The organism is Natronosalvus amylolyticus (genome assembly GCF_024298845.1).
In the GTDB taxonomy this organism is placed as follows: Archaea; Halobacteriota; Halobacteria; order Halobacteriales; family Natrialbaceae; genus Natronosalvus; species Natronosalvus amylolyticus.
Genome location: NZ_CP101156.1, coordinates 2,447,820 through 2,463,708 on the forward strand (window position 1 = coordinate 2,447,820; position 15,889 = coordinate 2,463,708).

Genomic DNA, 15,889 nt, shown 5'->3' on the forward strand with positions numbered 1-15,889 from the left:
GGCCGCCACGTTCAAGCGTCACGAGTAACTGACAGTCTGTATGAACAGACGTCACTATCTTCTGACGCTCGGCACGGGGCTTTCGGCCTCGGCCCTCGCCGGCTGTCTGAGCGACCTCTCGGAGACGACCGATCTGGGGAACGGGACGGGTGACGGGAACGGAGACAGTGACGGAAACGGCTCGAGCGAAAACGGCGAGGAAACCGAAGAAAGCCGCGAGGCAGACCGTCAGATACGCACTGCGGCCGGGCAACTCAACCGTTCCGGTGCCTCCCTCAGGGAGTCCCAGGGTGAACTCGAGGACCCCGAAAATAGCGACTACGATCCGGACGAACCCAAGGAGTTCCTCGAGACGGGAATCGAGGCACTCGAAACCGCTCGGGACGCGGATCCGACGGCCGAACAGGAAGCCGATATCGAGGAACTCGCCGCCTACGCCTCGGTGCTCGAGGAACTGATCGCCGTCACGTCGACCGTTACCGACGACACGCTCGAGGGTCGAATCGACGAAATCAACGACGCCGTCGACGAGACGGACTTCGAGGCCGCACGTGCCGTCGCGACGGACCTTTCCGAGACGTTCGGTGCTGCCAGCGACCGCCTCGAGGACGCCCGTGATACGCTCGAGGAACTCGACGCCGACCGGCTCGATTCCCTCGCGATCACCGCTCTCGAGGACGTCGAAGAGGGGGCCGCCATCCTCGAGGATGTCGTGGACTCGCTCGCGACGCTTTCGGCGTCGACGGTCACCTTCGTCGACGCACACTCCGCGCTCGAAGCAGGCCGCGACCACCTCGAAGCCGAAGCCTACGACGACGCGATAGACGCGTTCGAAGGGGCAGCCGACACGTACGACGAGACGGCAGTGGTACTCGCGGAAGGCGAGTCAACGGCCCCAGACGGCCTCCTGACGTACTTCGAAACGCTCGGCTGTCAGGCGACCAACCTCGAGGACGCCGCACTCGCGTTCGCCGAAGCCGCGAGTGCCGCCAGAGACGACGACCCCGACGGGGCCGAAGCGGCCGAAGCCGACGCCGAGGATGCACTCGAGCGGGCCGAAAACTGTCGCGGATAAAACCTTCCAACAGACCGTATCAGGACTCGAGCGGGCGACCGTCCTCGGTCGGTGGCGCGATGGTATCCACGTACTCCTCGAGGCCCGGCTCGTCCACTCGCACGCGGACGGAAATCTCGCCGAGTTCGTCCGGTTCGCCGACCGCGAAGTTCACCCGGCCTTCGAACGCTGCTTGCTTTTTCAAGGCGAACTCGAACGTCTGTCCCTCACGGTTTTCGAAAAACTCCCCGCGAGCGGTGTCGAGAATTTCCTGGCGATGGAGACACTCCGAGAAGTGCTCGAGCGAGTGAACCGTGCCAGTAACCTCGCCAAACCGTGATTCGAGGTCGGCGTTGGGGAACAGGTTCGTAATCGCATCTTCGACGCGACTGGTCACCTCCGTATCGTAGACGGGGGCGGTGATCTCTGCGGTAACGCGGTAGACACTCATGGTTCTGACTCGAGCGTAATGCTCGCGGTATCGATGGCACCGATTCGTCCGTCTCTGGCCGCCTCGAGCACCGTTTCGATGCGCTCGCGGAACGCCTCGAGCGTATCGGTGTTGTCGATGGTGACGTCGGCCCGGTCAATCGCCTCGTCCATCCCGAACGATCGTTCGCGCTCGTCTCGCGCCTCGAGGGGTTCACCACCGTCACCAGCGCCCGCATCGCGCCCGCGAACGGTGATGCGCTCGTTGCGAACATCGAACGGGGCGTCGATACAGATGAGGGTGAACGCATCCTCGAATCGCTCCTCGAAGACGTCGACTTCGGTACCCGACCGGATGCCATCGACGAGGACGCCCTCGTGATTCTCGAGTCGGTCCTCGAGCATCGGCAGCGAGCGCTCGGCGATGGCGGCCGGACCGTTCTCTTCCCGAAGCGCTTTGGCGACCGTCCCGTGGTCCTTGGTTGGGTCGAGGCCGCGGTCGGCGGTCTCCTGACGAACAACGTCGCCCATCGTGACGACCGGGATGCCCTGCTCTCGAGCCACGGTCGCGGCTTCGCCTTTGCCGCTTCCCGGCAGTCCGACGGTTCCGATGACGTACATCGCCTGCCAGTACAGGCGACGTGGGCATAAGGGCTGTGTCTCTACTCGAGGGCCAGCCCTTCTGACTCGAGCAACGCGAAAAAGTCGTCCTCCTCGAGCACCGGAACGTCGTTCGCCTCGGCGTCCTCGAGTTTCGTCGACCCGGGTCGCGAGCCGACGACCAGATAGTCGGTGTTGCCCGAGACGCTGCTCGTTGCGTTCGCACCATGGGTTTCGACGAACGCCTGGGCTTCATCGCGAGTGACGTCCTCGAGTGCCCCCGTGAACACGAACGTCAGTCCCTCGAGGGCGTCGCCACCAGACTCGAGGGCCGACTCCTGTGGGTCGACGGCCTCGAGGATAGCGTCAACGGCAGCCGCGTTCGCGTCGCTGGCGAAGAACTCGTGGATGGTCTGTGCGACCGTCTCACCGACGTCGTCAACACCCTCGAGTTCCGCTGGAGTATCCTCGGCCGTCGTACGGAACGCCTCGAAGGTGCCGAACTCTCGGGCCAGTTCTCGTGCGGTCGTCGGGCCGACGTGTGGAATGCCGAGCGCCGAGAGAAAGTCAGCCAAGGCGGGTTCGCAACTCGCCTCGATTTCGGCCACGAGATTCTCCACGCTCGTTTCACCCCAGCCCTCGAGGGCGAGCAGTTTCTCGCGTCGTTCGGGCAACGCATAGAGGTCGGCGACGCTCTCGAGGAGCCCAGCCTCGAGCAGTTGGCGGACCGTCTTCTCGCCCAGGCCCTCGAGGTCGAGACCGTCGTCGCCCGCGTAGTACTCGATGGAGCGCCGAAGCTGGGCGTCACAGGCCAACCCACCGGTACAGTACGCGAGCGGGCCGTCTCGTTCGATAACACTGTCACAGATCGGGCAGTGCTCGGGGAGTTCGTAGTGGCCCTCGCTCCCTTTCTCGACGACTTCCTCGACGTAGGGAATAACGTCGCCAGCGCGCTGGACGCGAACCGTATCGCCGACGTTGACGTTCTTTTCGGCGATCTCCTCGGGGTTGTGCAGACTCGCTCGCGAGACGGTGACGCCGCCGACGTCGACGGGGTCGAGCAACGCGACGGGCGTGACGCGGCCGGTTCGACCCACCTGTACCGCCACGTCACCGATGGTCGTCACCTCCGCTCGCGCGGGGAACTTGTAGGCGAAGGCCCAGCGGTCGTGGCGGGCGGTCTGTCCGAGTTCCTCACGGGCTTCCCGGGAATCGACCTTGATCACGACGCCGTCGATTTCGTAGTCCAACCCGTCGCGTTCCTCGAGCAACCGGTCCCGATACTCGATGGCTCCATCGATGTCCTCGACGCGTTCGACCCGGTCGTTGACCCGCAACCCGTAGTCGGGAAACGCCTCGAGTGCTTCGAGATGGGTATCTTCGAGGGAACTCGCCTCGAGTACGTCGAAGTAAAAGACCTCGAGGGGGCGGTTGGCGACGACCGACGGGTCCAGTTGGCGAATCGTCCCGGCCGTCGCGTTTCGCGGGTTGGCAAACGGCTCCTCCCCGCGTTCGATTCGCTCGCGGTTGTGTTCCCGGAAGGCGTCTTTGGGCATGTAGACCTCACCCCGGACCGCCAGAAACTCGGGCGGGTCGTCGTGTAACCGCTGTGGAACAGAACCGATTGTTCGGGCGTTTCGCGTCACATCGTCACCCTCGCGACCGTCTCCGCGGGTAACCGCCCGCTCGAGGCTCCCCTCGTTGTACGTAAAGGCCATCGAAACGCCGTCGAATTTCGGCTCACAGACGTAGGCGATTTCCCCGTCGTAGCCCGCCGCCTCGAGTTCGCGTCGAACGCGGTCGTCGAACGCGCGAACGTCGTCGGCCTCGCCGCTCTGGTCGATCGAGAGCATCGGGGCGACGTGTTCGACGGTCTCGAACGCCTCGAGTGGTTCGCCGCCCACCCCGCGGGTCGGGCTGTCCAGATGGGCCAGGTCGAACGCGTCCTCGAGTTCCTGCAAGCGGGAGAACAGCCGGTCGTAGGCCCGGTCAGCAATTATCGGGTCGTTCTCGACGTAGTAGCGTCGGTCGTGTTCGCGAATAGCCGCCCGGAGCGCCTCGACCTGGCGTTCGGCTCGCTCAGGTTCGAGCGAGTCAACGGGCTCGAACTCCGTCGGCGGATCACGAAGATACGGGTTGTCTTCGATGGCGTCAGTCATTGGCCGTGGGTTGGGAATCCACCCCGTTAAACCTGCACGTTCGCGCCTGGAAGCCCAGTTTCGGAACCCCGAGTGCGAACTGTCTGTTCGTAGTGCTGGACCCGCGGTTTTACCCGTCTGGACCGCTAGGTGATTGTAGATGCCAACGGAGTTCGAACTGGTCGACCTCGAGGAGACGGACACCCCCGGTGACGAGTGGGAAGAAATCGACGTCACCGACACCGAAGCGGACCGTATCGCCCGGAAACGGGATCGGTCGTTCGAGCAATTCGAGAAACGAATCAAGGACGCAGACCAGTTCAAAGTCGAACAGTCAGTGTTCGACGACGCCACCTTCGCCGCGCTGTACAAGCTCGTACAGGACGGCCACGTCGAGGCCTTCGGTGGGCCGATATCGACGGGCAAAGAGGCCAACGTCTACCACGCCCTGGGTGACGACCGCGAAGTCGCCGTCAAAGTCTACCGCATCAACGCCTCCAACTTCCGCCAGATGCGTGACTATCTCGAGGGTGACCCTCGGTTCGAGGGACTCGGCGGGAAGAAAAAAGACGTCGTCCTCGCCTGGGTGAAAAAGGAGTTCGCCAACCTCCAACGAGCGAGACGTGCGGGTGTCAGGGTTCCGGAGGCGATCGCCACCGAACGCAACGTCCTCGTCATGGAGTACTTCGGTGACGAAGACGGCCGAGCTAAACGGCTTGGGGAAGTCCACGTCGAGAACCCACAGACGGCCTACGAAGTGCTGCGAGAGTACATGCGTCGGCTGTATTCGGCGGGCCTCATTCACGGCGACCTCAGCGAGTACAACGTCGTCTTTCACGACGGCCACCTCGTGGTTATCGATCTCGGACAGGCCGTCACCGTTCACCATCCCAACAGCCGAGGGTTCCTCGAGCGTGATTGTCACAACGTCGCCTCCTTTTTCCGACGACAGGGTCTCGAGATCGACGACGAGGACCTCCTCGAGTTCGTCACCCAGCCAACGCCGGATCCCTCCGGTGACGGAAGTCGGTGACGTCGACACCCGATAGCAAGACCAGTTTGGGGCCCCAACTCGAGGAAACAGCCACTACGATTCCGTCTCGACACCCCACTCGAGTGAGATCGAAATCTCTTCCCGACGTCGGCCGAGCATCGGTGACCGTTCCTCGACGGTAATTTCGTACTCGACCGTTTCACTCGGCGTCAGCGTCACGACTTTGTTGCCGACGGTGACGTCGGCCGTTCCCTCCCCGCGGAGTTGGCTTGCCAGCGCTTGCAGAAGGTCAGCCGTTTCTTCTCTCGAGTGTTGCTCACTAGCGGTGGTTTTGTCGCCCATAGGCCACCGCCACCGACCAGGAGCAAAAATATTGGCGTCGGTACCATACTGTAGGATCTGGCTACCAGAATCCGGCGTCACGCCACCGACTCGAGCAATCGTTCACCCGCCTCGAGCAGTGTCTCCACTCGCTCGAGCGTCCCGGCTTCGGCGTACACTCGCAACACGGGTTCGGTTCCGCTCGGCCGAACGAGCAACCACGAGCCGTCCTCGAGAGCCAGTTTGTAGCCGTCAGCCGTATTCACCGAGTCGACGGCGGCCCCCGCGACGACGTCCGGAACGTCGTCAGCGAGCGCCTCGAGGCGGGCCACTTTCTCCTCGTCGGGACAGGGAACGCTCGTCTTTCGCTGGACGATGTGCCCGTGGGTCTCGAGCAGCCGGTCGACCCGGTCGTCGATCGGTTCGGCCGCGTGCATGCACGCGGTGAGCAGTCCCATGAGCACACCGTCTTTCTCGCGGACGTGCCCACGGACGCTGAACCCGCCCGATTCCTCGCCGCCGACGAGGGCGTCGTGCTCGGCCATCCCCCGGGCAATCCACTTGAATCCGACGGGAACTTCGTGGACAGACTCGCCGTGTGCCTCGCCGATGCGGTCGAGCAGCGAGGTGGTCGATACCGTTCTGATTGCCGGGCCCGAGCGGGACTCGAGCAGCCAGTCGAAAAGCGCCCCAAAGAGTAGGTTTTCGTCCAGATATCCGCGTTCGGGCGTGACGACGGCGATACGGTCGGCGTCCCCGTCGTTCGCGATACCCAGGTCGGCCGCCCCCGAGGTGACGACCTCGACCAGTTCCTCGAGCGTCTCCGCCGCCGGTTCTGGCGCGCCACCGCCGAACTCGGGGTCGCGCGTACACCGCAGTCGTTCGACCCCGGCACCGGCCCGTTCGAGAAGTGCGTCCGTGGCCTCCCGACCGCTGCCGTGCATCGCGTCGTAGGCGACGGTGAGACCCTCGAGGTGTGCGTGAACGTCCGCGTCCTCGGACCCGGAAGCATCCTCGAGGATCGATTCCGCGAGTTCGAGACAGTGGCTGGCGTGATCCTCGAGCGGGTCGAACTCCCGGACCGATCCGTGTTCATCAGCAGGGAGCGCTATTGGTTCGCCTAGCGAGTCGGCAATCGCGTCCATCACCGGCGGCAGCGCCGGTGCGCCGTCGCTCGGAATGAACTTGATACCGTTGTCCGATGGCGGGTTGTGCGATGCCGTGATTACGACGGCCCCAGCACACTCGCGGTCGACGACCGTGTACGCATACAGCGGCGTCGGTCGGTCACGCTCGCTGAGCAGGACGTCGAATCCGTTCGCACAGAGGACCCGCGACACCTCTTCGGCAAACCCTCGAGATCCCTCTCGAGCGTCGTAGCCGACGACGACCGGTTGGTCGTGTCCCTCCGCCTGAAGCGTCGATGCGATACCCTGGGCGACCATCCGAACACGAACCGGCGTGAACGTCTCGAGCGGCGCTCGCCAGCCGTCAGTTCCGAACGCGATCTGCTCCATACGCGTCCCTCGAGGCCGGTCCCGAAAAAACCGCTGATCATCCAACACGAGCGCCAACGAGAGAACTGTCAGCGGCCCGAACGCTCGGAAATGCTACGGCGTCGACAGTCCAGAAGTCGAGATTGTTTTATCTGCCTCGCCCGTGACTCCTGTATGAGCCGTCCCCCACAGGTCCTCGCTGTCTCCTCGAGCCTCCGGGCGGAGAGTTACACGCGCACAGCCCTGAAATACGTCCTCGAGGCAGCTGAAGATGCCGGAGCCGAGACGACGTTACTCGACCTGGGTGCGTACGATCTTCCGGTGTACAACCCCGATATTGACGATCAAGGCGATGGCGCTGCAGTACTGAAGCTTGCCCGTGAGGCCGACGCAATCGCCATCGGCACGCCGGTCTACCATGGCACGTTCTCGGGTGCGTTCAAGAACTTCCACGATTACTGTGGCTGGGACGAGTTCGAGGACACCACCGTCGGCCTGCTGGCGACCGCCGGCGGCGGCTCCTACGGCCCGACCCTCGATCACCTGCGAAGTACGATGCGAGGCGTCCACGCCTGGGTGTTACCCCACCAGGTTGGGATTCGAAACGCCTCTGACAAGTTCGAGTACGACCCCGCCGCCATCGACGAGCGCGCGTTCATCGACTCGAGTCTCGAAGACAGAGTAGAGAAACTCGGCCGTCAGCTCGTGGAGTACGCCTTCATCGACGACCGGCAGCCTCCAGAGATCCCGACCACGGACGACTGAGAGGGTCTGGGTGGCTTCCCCACTCTTTACGGATGCGTGAAACCGATGGGCGTTGTCCGGTTTCACGCATCGGTCGACGCTTGGGAGGCTACTGAGACGGTCTGCTGTTCCTCGAGATCGGTGGCCCGCTATCGACTCCAGTCTCTGCATCTGATTTCAGATCGATTCGAGGTCGCGAAACAGAGCGCATCAAACTGCATCACTCCGCCGATGGCCCGCCAAAGCGCATGAACATGTACGTGAGTGCCAGCACCGCAATCAGCGAGACGACGGTCGCGATCGCCAGCGTCCACGCCGAAAACGGGACGACCTCCGGAATTACGGTATCGTCGTCGGGTGTTGCCTCGGGATCGACCACGATCGTCGCGATCATGCCCAGCCCGATATGTGGGGTACAGTGAAAGTCGTAGGTACCCTCGACTTCGAACGTGTACTCGTACTCGAAGCCGGTGTCCTCGATCGGTTCGTGCCCGTCCCAGTCAGCCGCTTCGGGTTGAGCGTCGACGACGATATTGTGGTTGTCGGTGATCCACACGAACTCGACCCGCGTTCCGGGCGGGATCTCGAGGTCGCTCGCTGTCCCCGGCTCGTAGGCGAAGTCGACCAGTTCGACGATGACGGAGTCGGCGGGCTGGGCAGCATCGTCTTCCTCTACAGGTTCATCGTCCTCCGGATCCTCGTCGGGTTCGTCCTGCGTTTCGTCCTCCTCCGTGTCGTCCTGTGCGGTGACCGTCCCCGGAACGAGGGTCGACGCAAGCAAAAAAGCGAGTCCGTGAAGGGCCGTTCGTCGATCAGGATGTACCGAACCTTGAGTTGAAAGGTCGCGAAGCATGTCGATCAGTATCGGTACACCCTCGAGGGTGAAAGTACAGGCCCCAACAACCACGAAGACCTGAACATCCTCATGATCGAGTAGAGAGGTGGTTTCCCACCCCGGGTTCGAGTAGAGAGGTGGTTTCCCACCCCGGGTTCGAGTAGAGAGGTGGTTTCCCACCCCGGGTTCGAGTAGAGAGGTGGTTTCCTCGAGTTCGAGACGCTCCCAAAAAACACGCTGCAGGCGATTATCCTCCCTCGAGACCGACCAGCCGTTCCTTCTGGACGCGCGTGAGTTGCTTGATAGCGTACTCCCGTGACATCGCCGCAGATTTGCTCTCGTAGCGCTCGCTGTAGACGACCTCGACGGGTGTTCGCCCGCGGGTATACTTCGCACCGACGCCGCGGTTATGTTCGTCGACCCGTCGCTCGAGGTCGGTGGTGTAGCCCGTATACAGTGACCCATCAGCACACTCGAGCACGTAGACGACGTGGGCGGCCATCGTCTCGACGTACGGACGGTGGTTTAAAAAGCGTCCTGACCGGGGCCAAGTTATTCCTTGCAAGCGATACAGCGGGGTGTAGGGACCGTTCCCTATCAGGTGCCTCTGGCGCGCTCTCTGGCGACTTCGGCGATTCCTGCGTTGGCCGAACAGCTGATGCACGCGTGAATCTCGCCGTTCGCGTCCGCAAAGACGCGTGCAAAGCGTTCGGACACATGCGCGCCGCAATGGTTACACGTGGGCATGGTAACGCCGGCTCTCGTCCGGCAATACATCGTAACCGCTACATGGTTAAATAGGCTTAGCCAAACGCTGTTAACTTTTGGTCGTTAGGAAGATTTTCTTCGCCTTTTGAACCCGACGTTGAACGAAGTGAAAACGGCTGTCATCTGCTTCACGAAACGTCCGCCACTGCCCGACCGATCAACGTCGCCTGAGCGCCAGCGACGAATCCTGCGTCGATATTGACGACCGAGAGTACCGTACAGGACTGTAACATTCCGGCAAGTGCGGCCTCACCATCGCCACCGTGGCCATAGCCGCTCGAGACTGGCACCCCGATCACCGGAGTGTTCACCAGCCCCGCGACGACGGTCGCCAGCGCACCCTCGCGGCCAGCAACGACGATGCAGACGTCGGCCGCTCGCAACCGCTCGACCTGATCTAGCAGCCGATCCAGTGCCGCGACGCCGACGTCCTCCAGCCGGTCCACCTCGAGGCCGCCGTCGACACAGACGAGTTCCGCCTCGTCAGCAACCGGGCCATCGACGGTTCCGGCCGTCACGATAGCGACCGTCGCCGGAACGCTCGGACGGTCGTCCGTCTCGGCGGTGACGAGCATCGTCGAGCCACGGCGGTCGACCGTTGCCTCGGGGGCTTCCCGTTCGAGGTGTGTCTCCAGTGGCGATACCTGTTCGTCGCGTAATCGCGTCAGTAGTGCCCGACCGGTCGTCTCGAGTGAGGTGACAGTCAAACTCTGTACCTGCGACACCGACTTACCCTCGGCCAGAATGGCTTCGGGAATGCCGCGTCGGGCAGGTCTGGCCGCGTCGAATCGGCCGGCCTCCTCGGTCACGTAGCCGTTGAGTCGTCCCTCGGCCTCGGCGGGTGAGATTTCTCCGGCCGCCACGGCCTCGAGCAGTTCACGCATACCAGAGGAGTCGGTCTCGAGGCTATAGGATTCTGTTGGTTACCGACGAGTTCGCCGAACACTCGAGCATCCATCTGGTATAGTAGCCAGTGAAACGACGGACACACCTAACGGGACGCCCGCTTGGGAGAGGGTGTGCAATGACTTTCACTGGCTACTATAGTTCGGGCCCGAGCGCTGAGTTCCGTATAAAAAAGATTCCGAAAAAGGAGAATCCCGGGAACCCGGTCGAGAGCGCGCGCGAGCGGTGATCCGGCCATACAGACCGGAATATTCACGCTCGGCAGGTCATTCGACATATACTTTCCGGTGGGGAAGGCCCGTAAACACGCCGTATCGGCCCGCTGTGAGCCGAATTCGAGGGTTGTAAACAGAACCTTTATAAGATGGAAACGGGAACGAGTAGCCTGTATGGCAGATCTTATCGTCAAAGCAGCCGTAAAGGAAGCACTCGATGACAAAAACGTCGCTTCGGACTTCTACGAAGCACTCGACGAGGAAGTTTCGGAACTGCTCGAGGACGCCGCCCGACGCGCCGAGGCCAACGACCGGAAGACGGTCCAGCCTCGCGACCTGTAAGCAGGCGTAGATCCCCCATTTTATCGGACGCTACACCCTCGAGTGAAATCCATATCAGCTGGCAAACCAGCGGTGGAAGTAGCGACTACTCGACGATGGCAACATCCACTACAGCAGTGCAAACCCACCACGATGACGTTCAGTGGGTTCTCGAACCTGAACCGGCAAGTCGAATCGATAGCAGTTGTTAGGTTCGACTCACATGTCGACGCGGGGCGGAGTGCTCATGCTCGCAGTAACTCCGAGAGCGGCCACCGCCCATCGGTACACGCCGCTAACTGTTCTCGCCCAGTTTCGGTCAGCGAATAGCGTCCGCCGTCGTCCATCCGGACCGCGCCCTCATCCCGCAAGTGCTCGAGGTGGGCGTACGCTTCACCAGGGCCGTGCAGGATGTGGATATTCGAGAGGTCGCCGAACAGTCGGGCACTGACCGTCCAGGCGTCGGCCGGCCCGTGCTCGGAGTACAGATCTTCCTCGACCCGCGTTTCGGGTTTCGCCAGCGCGTCTGCCACCCGGTAGGCTCGTTGCTCGTGATGGAGGAGGATGTCTCGAGCGCGCGTCGCGGGTTCTGCAATCGGCATTCGATGGCCGGGCCAGGCACGGACGAAATCGCGTTCGATGAACCACTCGAGCGTGCGAACGTACGCCGCGAGCGCACCGTCGAGTCGGACGTCAGCCCCGCCGACGTTGGGCGTGTACTCAGGCAAGAGGGCATCGCCGGTGTAGACCTGATGGCTCGTTGCACGTTCGCCATCCTCGCCACTCGTTGCACGTTCACCGTCCGTCCCAGGCTCGCCGTCGCCCTCGAGTGGGACGAAACAACACAGCCCGGATGTGTGGCCGGGCGCGTGTACGACCTCGAGTGTGAGATCGCCGAGCCTGAGCGTCTGTCCGTCTTCGATCGGGGTCACGTCGACCGGATCGCCGTAGATACCCGCGCCTTCGCCTGCCTCGAGAAAGGTGACGAGTTCGTCCTGTGATTCCGGGGGCATTCCCCACTGGTCGAACAGTCGACGTTGGATCGACTCAAGTTCCTCCCAGGCGGCTTGCTCGCCAGCAATCAGGGGTGCGTCAGCCGCGTGGGCGTAGACGGTCGCTCCGCTCGCCGCCTGAATCTCGCCCGCCAACCCGGTGTGGTCGGCGTGATAGTGGGTCAAAACGATGGCGTCGATATCCGCAAACTCCACGCCCTGAGACTCGAGACCGGCCTCGAGTTCGTTTCGAGTCTCCCCGACAGCGACGCCGGTGTCGAGCAAGACCGTCGACTCGCCGTCGTGGAGATAGGCGTTGTTCGCTCCCTCGAAGACCGTGTTTCCGAGTGCGATCCGGTGCATTACCCGTGGCTACGTACCCGGGGGATTACGGTTTTGCGGTCCGGTTGCTCGATGAACGACAGTAGCTCACTACCCCTCGAGTGCATCACACCTACCGTTCGTACTACCCTTCGAGGTACTCACGCGTCCGTCCGAGCACGACGTACTCGGTCTCCTGTAGCTCCTCGACCGTGGCCGATCCCGTGACAAACATCGCCGTTTTGAGCTCGAGCAGCAGGGTTTCGAGGGTGTCGACGACGGCATCCTGCCCCTGTCCCGCGGGCGAGAGGAACGGTTTTGCGAGGCCGCCAGCGGTCGCACCCAGGGCAATCGCCTTCGCGATATCGAGCCCCGACCGGACGCCGCCGCTGGCGATCACCGTCTCGTGGACGCCACTCGACTCGAGCGTGCTGACGGCCGTGGGGACCCCCCAGGCACGAAACAGTTGGCCGACCTGTTCCTGTCGTCGCGCGCCGACAGCCGCCGCGCGATAGGATTCGATGCCCGACCACGTGGTTCCGCCCTTGCCGGCGACGTCGATGGCGTCGACACCCGCGTCGGTCAGCCGTTCGGCCGTCGACCGGGAGATCCCGTTGCCGGTCTCTTTGACGATGACCGGTACCGAGAGCGCACTCGCAACCCGTTCGATCGCTTCGAGACAGCCTCGAGCGTCAACGTCGCCTTCGGGCTGGACGGCTTCTTGCAGGAAGTTGAGGTGGATCGCCATCGCGTCGGCCTCGATCATGTCGACGGCGCGTTCGACCGCGTCGACGTCGTACTCGAGCAATTGGGCCGCACCAACGTTACCGTAGAGGAACGCGTCCGGGGCCGCTTCGCGGACGACGGTGTAGGACTCGAGCACGCCATCGTCCTCGAGTTCGAGGCCAGCCCGTTGGCTACCGACGCCCATGGCCACGCCGACTTCCTGGGCCGCTCCGGCGAGCGACCGGTTGATTTTGGTCGTGTTCGGGTGGCCCCCCGTCATACTCTCGATGACGATTGGAGCTGCCAGCTCGTCGCCAAGGAACTCGATACTCGTGTCGATTTCGTCCCGGTGAATCTCCGGGAGTGCCTCGTGCACGAGGTCGATATCGCCGAACCCGGTCCCCGAGGTTTCGACGTCTTCTTCTTCGATGATACGAATGTGGTCGTCTTTTCGGTCGGATGTCTCGGGCATCGCTTCGTCTCTGGTCACTCGTTGGGTGGCGCTGTTGAAAAGGTATCCCTTCGAAGCGAAGGGAACGCTTTATGCCGTGGTATGTGGTACCAAAATACATGGCCGAGGTGCTCGAGGAAGTGGAGTTTCTGACTCGGTCCCCTCACCGGGTCGACATACTGACAGCACTCGCTACCGGGCCGCGTGATCGGTCGAAGCTCAAAACAGAGACCGGGGCGTCAGCCTCCACCATCAGCCGGACGTTGCGGGCATTCGAGGACCGACACTGGGTCGAACGAATCGACCATCGCTACCAAGCCACAGAACTGGGTTCGTTCGTCGCAGACACCATCAGGGAAACCCTGGGCCGACTCGAAACGGAGCAAAAACTTCGATCCGAGTGGCGGTGTCTGCCGGACGACGCCATCTCACTCGAGGCTGTCGTAGATGCAACGATCACCTGCGCCACAGTGGACGACCCGTATCGACCCATTAGCCGGTTCGCCACGTTACTCGAGGAGACGACGACGCTCCGATTTGTCGGCTTCGAACTCGGTTTAGTCGAACCCTGTATCGAAGACCTCTGTGAACAGATAATCGACGGCATGGATGCCGTCATCATCGACCAACCGGCTGTCGCCAGCTATATCCGATCGACGTATCCGGTCCTCTCACGGCGAACGCTCGAGAGCGGGAACATCACCGTCTTTCTACAGGAGAAGTTACCACAGTGTGGCCTGAGTCTGTTCGACCATCGAGCCGCACTCTGTTTTTACGTCCCCGATACCGGAACCGTGCGGACGCTGCTCGATACCGACAATCCCGCGGTCTACCAGTGGGTCGAATCGACCTACGAAACGATTCGGGACAACGCAGAGCCAGTGACATTCGAAGATGGAGAGCTGCGTCCACTCGAGGCTGCAGCTGGCGAGGTCCCGACGTGGTCGCCGCCACCTCCCTGGTGAGCGTGTACCCACAGAACCCCCACTGGTAGCGTCTGTCGTGTCTCGAGAGACGTATCCGCCATTATTCGGGATATCCGCAGTTCGGCGTTGATTGCACACCCTGCAACGGTGTCATCCCGTGCACGACTCCCATGAGATGCCTACAACTGGTTGTATCATGTACCCTCTGTTGCAGGGTGTCATACCACATGCAATACAACAGCGGATGCACTCGAGGTGACCACCGATGAGCGCCACGAACGGAGTCGACGTCGAAGCCTTAGGTGAGGCGATAGACGCGATCAGTGCCGAACCGGCCGCCGGTGAATTCACGTTTCGGGCCGAGACAGAGTGGGAGGACGCACTCCGGTGTGTGACCACGATCGACGAGTTCGATCAGGCGGGCGAACGGGTTTCGACGCGCGAGTTCCACATCGAAGGCGACGAACCCGAAGAGATCCTGGGCGAACGGACCGCACCGAACGCCGTCGAGTTGCTGCTGGCAGCGCTTGGGTCCTGTCTCAGCGTCGGCTACGCCGCCAATGCCGCCGCGATGGGCATCGAACTCGAGGAACTCCAATTCGAGATGGAAGGCGACGTTGACCTCAGGGGCTTCCTCGGCATCGACGAAGACGTCCGACCCGGCTACGAGGGCATCACCTGCACCGCGTACGTCGACGCGAACGCCTCAGAGGAGGACCTGGCCGAACTCCGCGAACGGGTCGAAGCCACCTCACCGCTGATCGACTCGATCCGAAACACGGTACCTCTCGAGACGAACATGGTCCTCGCCAGTCGGCACTGAACACTGAAACGAGGACCCCTCAACACCGAAACGAGAATACGAAAAATGAGCTACACAGACCAACTCGATACGAACAAACTCGAGGCAAAAGTCAAGGCGGTGTATCAGGACGTTGCGCAATCGCCCGACGAGGACTTTCACTTCGAGATGGGGCGACCGCTCGCAGAGCGACTCGGATACGACCCCGCGAACCTCGATCAGGTACCGCAGGCCGCCGTCGATTCCTTTGCCGGTGTCGGCTATCACTTCGACCTCGCGGCTATCGAACCCGGTGAGCGAGTGCTCGATCTCGGTAGCGGTTCCGGGATGGACGTCTTCGTCGCTTCGATACACGCGGGTGAAACCGGCGAGGTCGTCGGCCTCGATATGACCGACGAACAACTAAAAAAGGCGCGTCAACTCCGCGATGACGGCGGCTTCGAGAACGTCAGATTCGAACACGGGTACATCGAATCGTTACCGTTCGACGACGGCACGTTCGATATCGTCATCTCGAACGGCGTGATCAACCTCTCTCCCGAGAAAGAGCGCGTCTTCGAAGAGATTCGACGGGTTCTCGGATCTGACGGTCGGTTAGCGCTGTCCGATATCATCAGCGAGGAACAGATGCCCGAATCGATCAAAACCAGCGCAGACCTCTGGGCAGCCTGCATCGGCGGTGCGATGCAGGTCGATAACTATACTGACGCCCTCGAGGAGTCGGGACTCGAGGTTGCGACCAAACGGCGAAACGACGAGTACGCGTTCATCTCCGACCAGGCAGCAGGTGCCTGTGAAAAGTACGGCGTGAACAGCATCTCGGTGCTGGCACGGATGGACTGACGGGCCG

General features: G+C 62.3%; 18 protein-coding genes. 7 read left to right on the forward strand and 11 right to left on the reverse strand.

Translation table 11 applies throughout. The features are described from left to right. The first annotated feature begins 40 nt into the window (after positions 1 to 40). Positions 41 to 1,075: a hypothetical protein gene (locus NLK60_RS11455; RefSeq protein ID WP_254807917.1), complete on the forward strand. Its 1,035-nt coding sequence runs from the start codon at positions 41 to 43 to the stop codon at positions 1,073 to 1,075. A gap of 19 nt (positions 1,076 to 1,094) precedes the next feature. Here the strand turns inward: NLK60_RS11455 and NLK60_RS11460 are convergent, their stop codons facing one another. The 3 genes from NLK60_RS11460 to ligA are packed head-to-tail and all read right to left on the reverse strand — an operon-like array spanning position 1,095 to position 4,242. Further along, the gene (locus NLK60_RS11460) at positions 1,095 to 1,505 is read right to left on the reverse strand and encodes an RNA-binding domain-containing protein (protein ID WP_254807918.1); all 411 of its coding nucleotides are present in this window, start codon (positions 1,503 to 1,505) and stop codon (positions 1,095 to 1,097) included. Further along, the gene (locus tag NLK60_RS11465) at positions 1,502 to 2,104 is read right to left on the reverse strand and encodes a nucleoside monophosphate kinase (protein ID WP_254807919.1); all 603 of its coding nucleotides are present in this window, start codon (positions 2,102 to 2,104) and stop codon (positions 1,502 to 1,504) included. The genes NLK60_RS11460 and NLK60_RS11465 overlap by 4 nt, the downstream gene beginning before the upstream one ends. Positions 2,105 to 2,145: 41 nt before the next feature. Beyond that, positions 2,146 to 4,242, reverse strand: coding sequence for an NAD-dependent DNA ligase LigA (ligA, locus tag NLK60_RS11470; RefSeq protein WP_254807920.1), 2,097 nt, complete (start codon positions 4,240 to 4,242; stop codon positions 2,146 to 2,148). A gap of 139 nt (positions 4,243 to 4,381) precedes the next feature. Here ligA and rio1 point away from each other — a divergent pair, with 139 nt between their 5' ends. Further along, positions 4,382 to 5,254 carry a serine/threonine-protein kinase Rio1 gene (rio1, locus tag NLK60_RS11475; RefSeq protein WP_254807921.1) on the forward strand — a complete coding sequence of 291 codons (873 nt, stop codon included), beginning with the start codon at positions 4,382 to 4,384 and terminating at the stop codon, positions 5,252 to 5,254. A gap of 54 nt (positions 5,255 to 5,308) precedes the next feature. On the opposite strand, the gene NLK60_RS11480 is transcribed toward rio1, so the two are convergent. Both NLK60_RS11480 and NLK60_RS11485 read right to left on the reverse strand, forming a co-directional pair. Beyond that, entirely contained in the window at positions 5,309 to 5,557 is a 249-nt protein-coding gene (locus NLK60_RS11480) for an amphi-Trp domain-containing protein (RefSeq protein WP_254807922.1), read from the reverse strand. A gap of 77 nt (positions 5,558 to 5,634) precedes the next feature. Next, positions 5,635 to 7,053 carry a phosphoglucomutase/phosphomannomutase family protein gene (locus tag NLK60_RS11485; RefSeq protein WP_254807923.1) on the reverse strand — a complete coding sequence of 473 codons (1,419 nt, stop codon included), beginning with the start codon at positions 7,051 to 7,053 and terminating at the stop codon, positions 5,635 to 5,637. A gap of 153 nt (positions 7,054 to 7,206) precedes the next feature. Here NLK60_RS11485 and NLK60_RS11490 point away from each other — a divergent pair, with 153 nt between their 5' ends. Next, positions 7,207 to 7,797, forward strand: a complete 591-nt coding sequence (locus tag NLK60_RS11490) for an NADPH-dependent FMN reductase (RefSeq protein ID WP_254807924.1) — start codon at positions 7,207 to 7,209, stop codon at positions 7,795 to 7,797. A gap of 199 nt (positions 7,798 to 7,996) precedes the next feature. On the opposite strand, the gene NLK60_RS11495 is transcribed toward NLK60_RS11490, so the two are convergent. The 4 genes from NLK60_RS11495 to larB all read right to left on the reverse strand — a co-directional run bounded on the left by NLK60_RS11495 (position 7,997) and on the right by larB (position 10,263). After that, positions 7,997 to 8,683, reverse strand: coding sequence for a plastocyanin/azurin family copper-binding protein (locus tag NLK60_RS11495; RefSeq protein ID WP_254807925.1), 687 nt, complete (start codon positions 8,681 to 8,683; stop codon positions 7,997 to 7,999). 175 nt (positions 8,684 to 8,858) lie between these two features. Further along, positions 8,859 to 9,113 (reverse strand): GIY-YIG nuclease family protein, encoded by a 255-nt coding sequence (locus NLK60_RS11500; protein WP_254807926.1) that lies wholly within the window; start codon positions 9,111 to 9,113, stop codon positions 8,859 to 8,861. A gap of 95 nt (positions 9,114 to 9,208) precedes the next feature. Then, positions 9,209 to 9,358, reverse strand: a complete 150-nt coding sequence (locus tag NLK60_RS19700; RefSeq protein ID WP_425461936.1) for a DUF7563 family protein — start codon at positions 9,356 to 9,358, stop codon at positions 9,209 to 9,211. Positions 9,359 to 9,507: 149 nt separating this feature from the next. After that, positions 9,508 to 10,263 carry a nickel pincer cofactor biosynthesis protein LarB gene (larB, locus tag NLK60_RS11505; protein ID WP_254807927.1) on the reverse strand — a complete coding sequence of 252 codons (756 nt, stop codon included), beginning with the start codon at positions 10,261 to 10,263 and terminating at the stop codon, positions 9,508 to 9,510. 411 nt (positions 10,264 to 10,674) lie between these two features. Between larB and NLK60_RS11510 the strand changes: the two genes are divergently transcribed. Then, positions 10,675 to 10,842, forward strand: coding sequence for a DUF1931 family protein (locus NLK60_RS11510; protein ID WP_254807928.1), 168 nt, complete (start codon positions 10,675 to 10,677; stop codon positions 10,840 to 10,842). 224 nt (positions 10,843 to 11,066) lie between these two features. Here NLK60_RS11510 and NLK60_RS11515 read toward each other — a convergent pair whose 3' ends face one another. Together NLK60_RS11515 and fni are read right to left on the reverse strand one after the other, a co-directional pair. Beyond that, the gene (locus NLK60_RS11515) at positions 11,067 to 12,176 is read right to left on the reverse strand and encodes an MBL fold metallo-hydrolase (protein WP_254807929.1); all 1,110 of its coding nucleotides are present in this window, start codon (positions 12,174 to 12,176) and stop codon (positions 11,067 to 11,069) included. A 103-nt stretch (positions 12,177 to 12,279) separates the two neighbouring features. Beyond that, positions 12,280 to 13,332 carry a type 2 isopentenyl-diphosphate Delta-isomerase gene (gene fni / locus NLK60_RS11520; protein WP_254810475.1) on the reverse strand — a complete coding sequence of 351 codons (1,053 nt, stop codon included), beginning with the start codon at positions 13,330 to 13,332 and terminating at the stop codon, positions 12,280 to 12,282. Between the two features lie 98 nt (positions 13,333 to 13,430). On the opposite strand from fni, the gene NLK60_RS11525 reads away from it, so the two are divergent. The 3 genes from NLK60_RS11525 (at position 13,431) to NLK60_RS11535 (ending at position 15,882) form a co-directional block, all read left to right on the forward strand. Then, positions 13,431 to 14,276, forward strand: coding sequence for a helix-turn-helix transcriptional regulator (locus tag NLK60_RS11525; RefSeq protein WP_254807930.1), 846 nt, complete (start codon positions 13,431 to 13,433; stop codon positions 14,274 to 14,276). Positions 14,277 to 14,502: 226 nt separating this feature from the next. Then, a complete protein-coding gene (locus tag NLK60_RS11530; RefSeq protein ID WP_254807931.1) occupies positions 14,503 to 15,060 on the forward strand; it encodes an OsmC family protein in 558 nt (185 codons plus the stop codon). A 45-nt stretch (positions 15,061 to 15,105) separates the two neighbouring features. Then, entirely contained in the window at positions 15,106 to 15,882 is a 777-nt protein-coding gene (locus tag NLK60_RS11535) for a methyltransferase domain-containing protein (protein WP_254807932.1), read from the forward strand. Positions 15,883 to 15,889: the final 7 nt, after the last annotated feature.

Excerpts from the sequence above, each read along its gene's own strand:
- NLK60_RS11525 (WP_254807930.1), top strand. The coding sequence starts at position 13,431 with ATGGCCGAGGTGCTCGAGGAAGTGGAGTTTCTGACTCGGTCCCCTCAC.
- NLK60_RS11490 (WP_254807924.1), top strand. The coding sequence starts at position 7,207 with ATGAGCCGTCCCCCACAGGTCCTCGCTGTCTCCTCGAGCCTCCGGGCG.
- NLK60_RS11455 (WP_254807917.1), top strand. The coding sequence starts at position 41 with ATGAACAGACGTCACTATCTTCTGACGCTCGGCACGGGGCTTTCGGCC.
- NLK60_RS11480 (WP_254807922.1), bottom strand. The coding sequence starts at position 5,557 with ATGGGCGACAAAACCACCGCTAGTGAGCAACACTCGAGAGAAGAAACG.
- ligA (WP_254807920.1), bottom strand. The coding sequence starts at position 4,242 with ATGACTGACGCCATCGAAGACAACCCGTATCTTCGTGATCCGCCGACG.
- NLK60_RS19700 (WP_425461936.1), bottom strand. The coding sequence starts at position 9,358 with ATGCCCACGTGTAACCATTGCGGCGCGCATGTGTCCGAACGCTTTGCA.
- NLK60_RS11510 (WP_254807928.1), top strand. The coding sequence starts at position 10,675 with ATGGCAGATCTTATCGTCAAAGCAGCCGTAAAGGAAGCACTCGATGAC.
- NLK60_RS11530 (WP_254807931.1), top strand. The coding sequence starts at position 14,503 with ATGAGCGCCACGAACGGAGTCGACGTCGAAGCCTTAGGTGAGGCGATA.
- NLK60_RS11465 (WP_254807919.1), bottom strand. The coding sequence starts at position 2,104 with ATGTACGTCATCGGAACCGTCGGACTGCCGGGAAGCGGCAAAGGCGAA.
- larB (WP_254807927.1), bottom strand. The coding sequence starts at position 10,263 with ATGCGTGAACTGCTCGAGGCCGTGGCGGCCGGAGAAATCTCACCCGCC.
- NLK60_RS11500 (WP_254807926.1), bottom strand. The coding sequence starts at position 9,113 with ATGGCCGCCCACGTCGTCTACGTGCTCGAGTGTGCTGATGGGTCACTG.
- NLK60_RS11535 (WP_254807932.1), top strand. The coding sequence starts at position 15,106 with ATGAGCTACACAGACCAACTCGATACGAACAAACTCGAGGCAAAAGTC.
- fni (WP_254810475.1), bottom strand. The coding sequence starts at position 13,332 with ATGCCCGAGACATCCGACCGAAAAGACGACCACATTCGTATCATCGAA.
- rio1 (WP_254807921.1), top strand. The coding sequence starts at position 4,382 with ATGCCAACGGAGTTCGAACTGGTCGACCTCGAGGAGACGGACACCCCC.
- NLK60_RS11460 (WP_254807918.1), bottom strand. The coding sequence starts at position 1,505 with ATGAGTGTCTACCGCGTTACCGCAGAGATCACCGCCCCCGTCTACGAT.
- NLK60_RS11515 (WP_254807929.1), bottom strand. The coding sequence starts at position 12,176 with ATGCACCGGATCGCACTCGGAAACACGGTCTTCGAGGGAGCGAACAAC.
- NLK60_RS11485 (WP_254807923.1), bottom strand. The coding sequence starts at position 7,053 with ATGGAGCAGATCGCGTTCGGAACTGACGGCTGGCGAGCGCCGCTCGAG.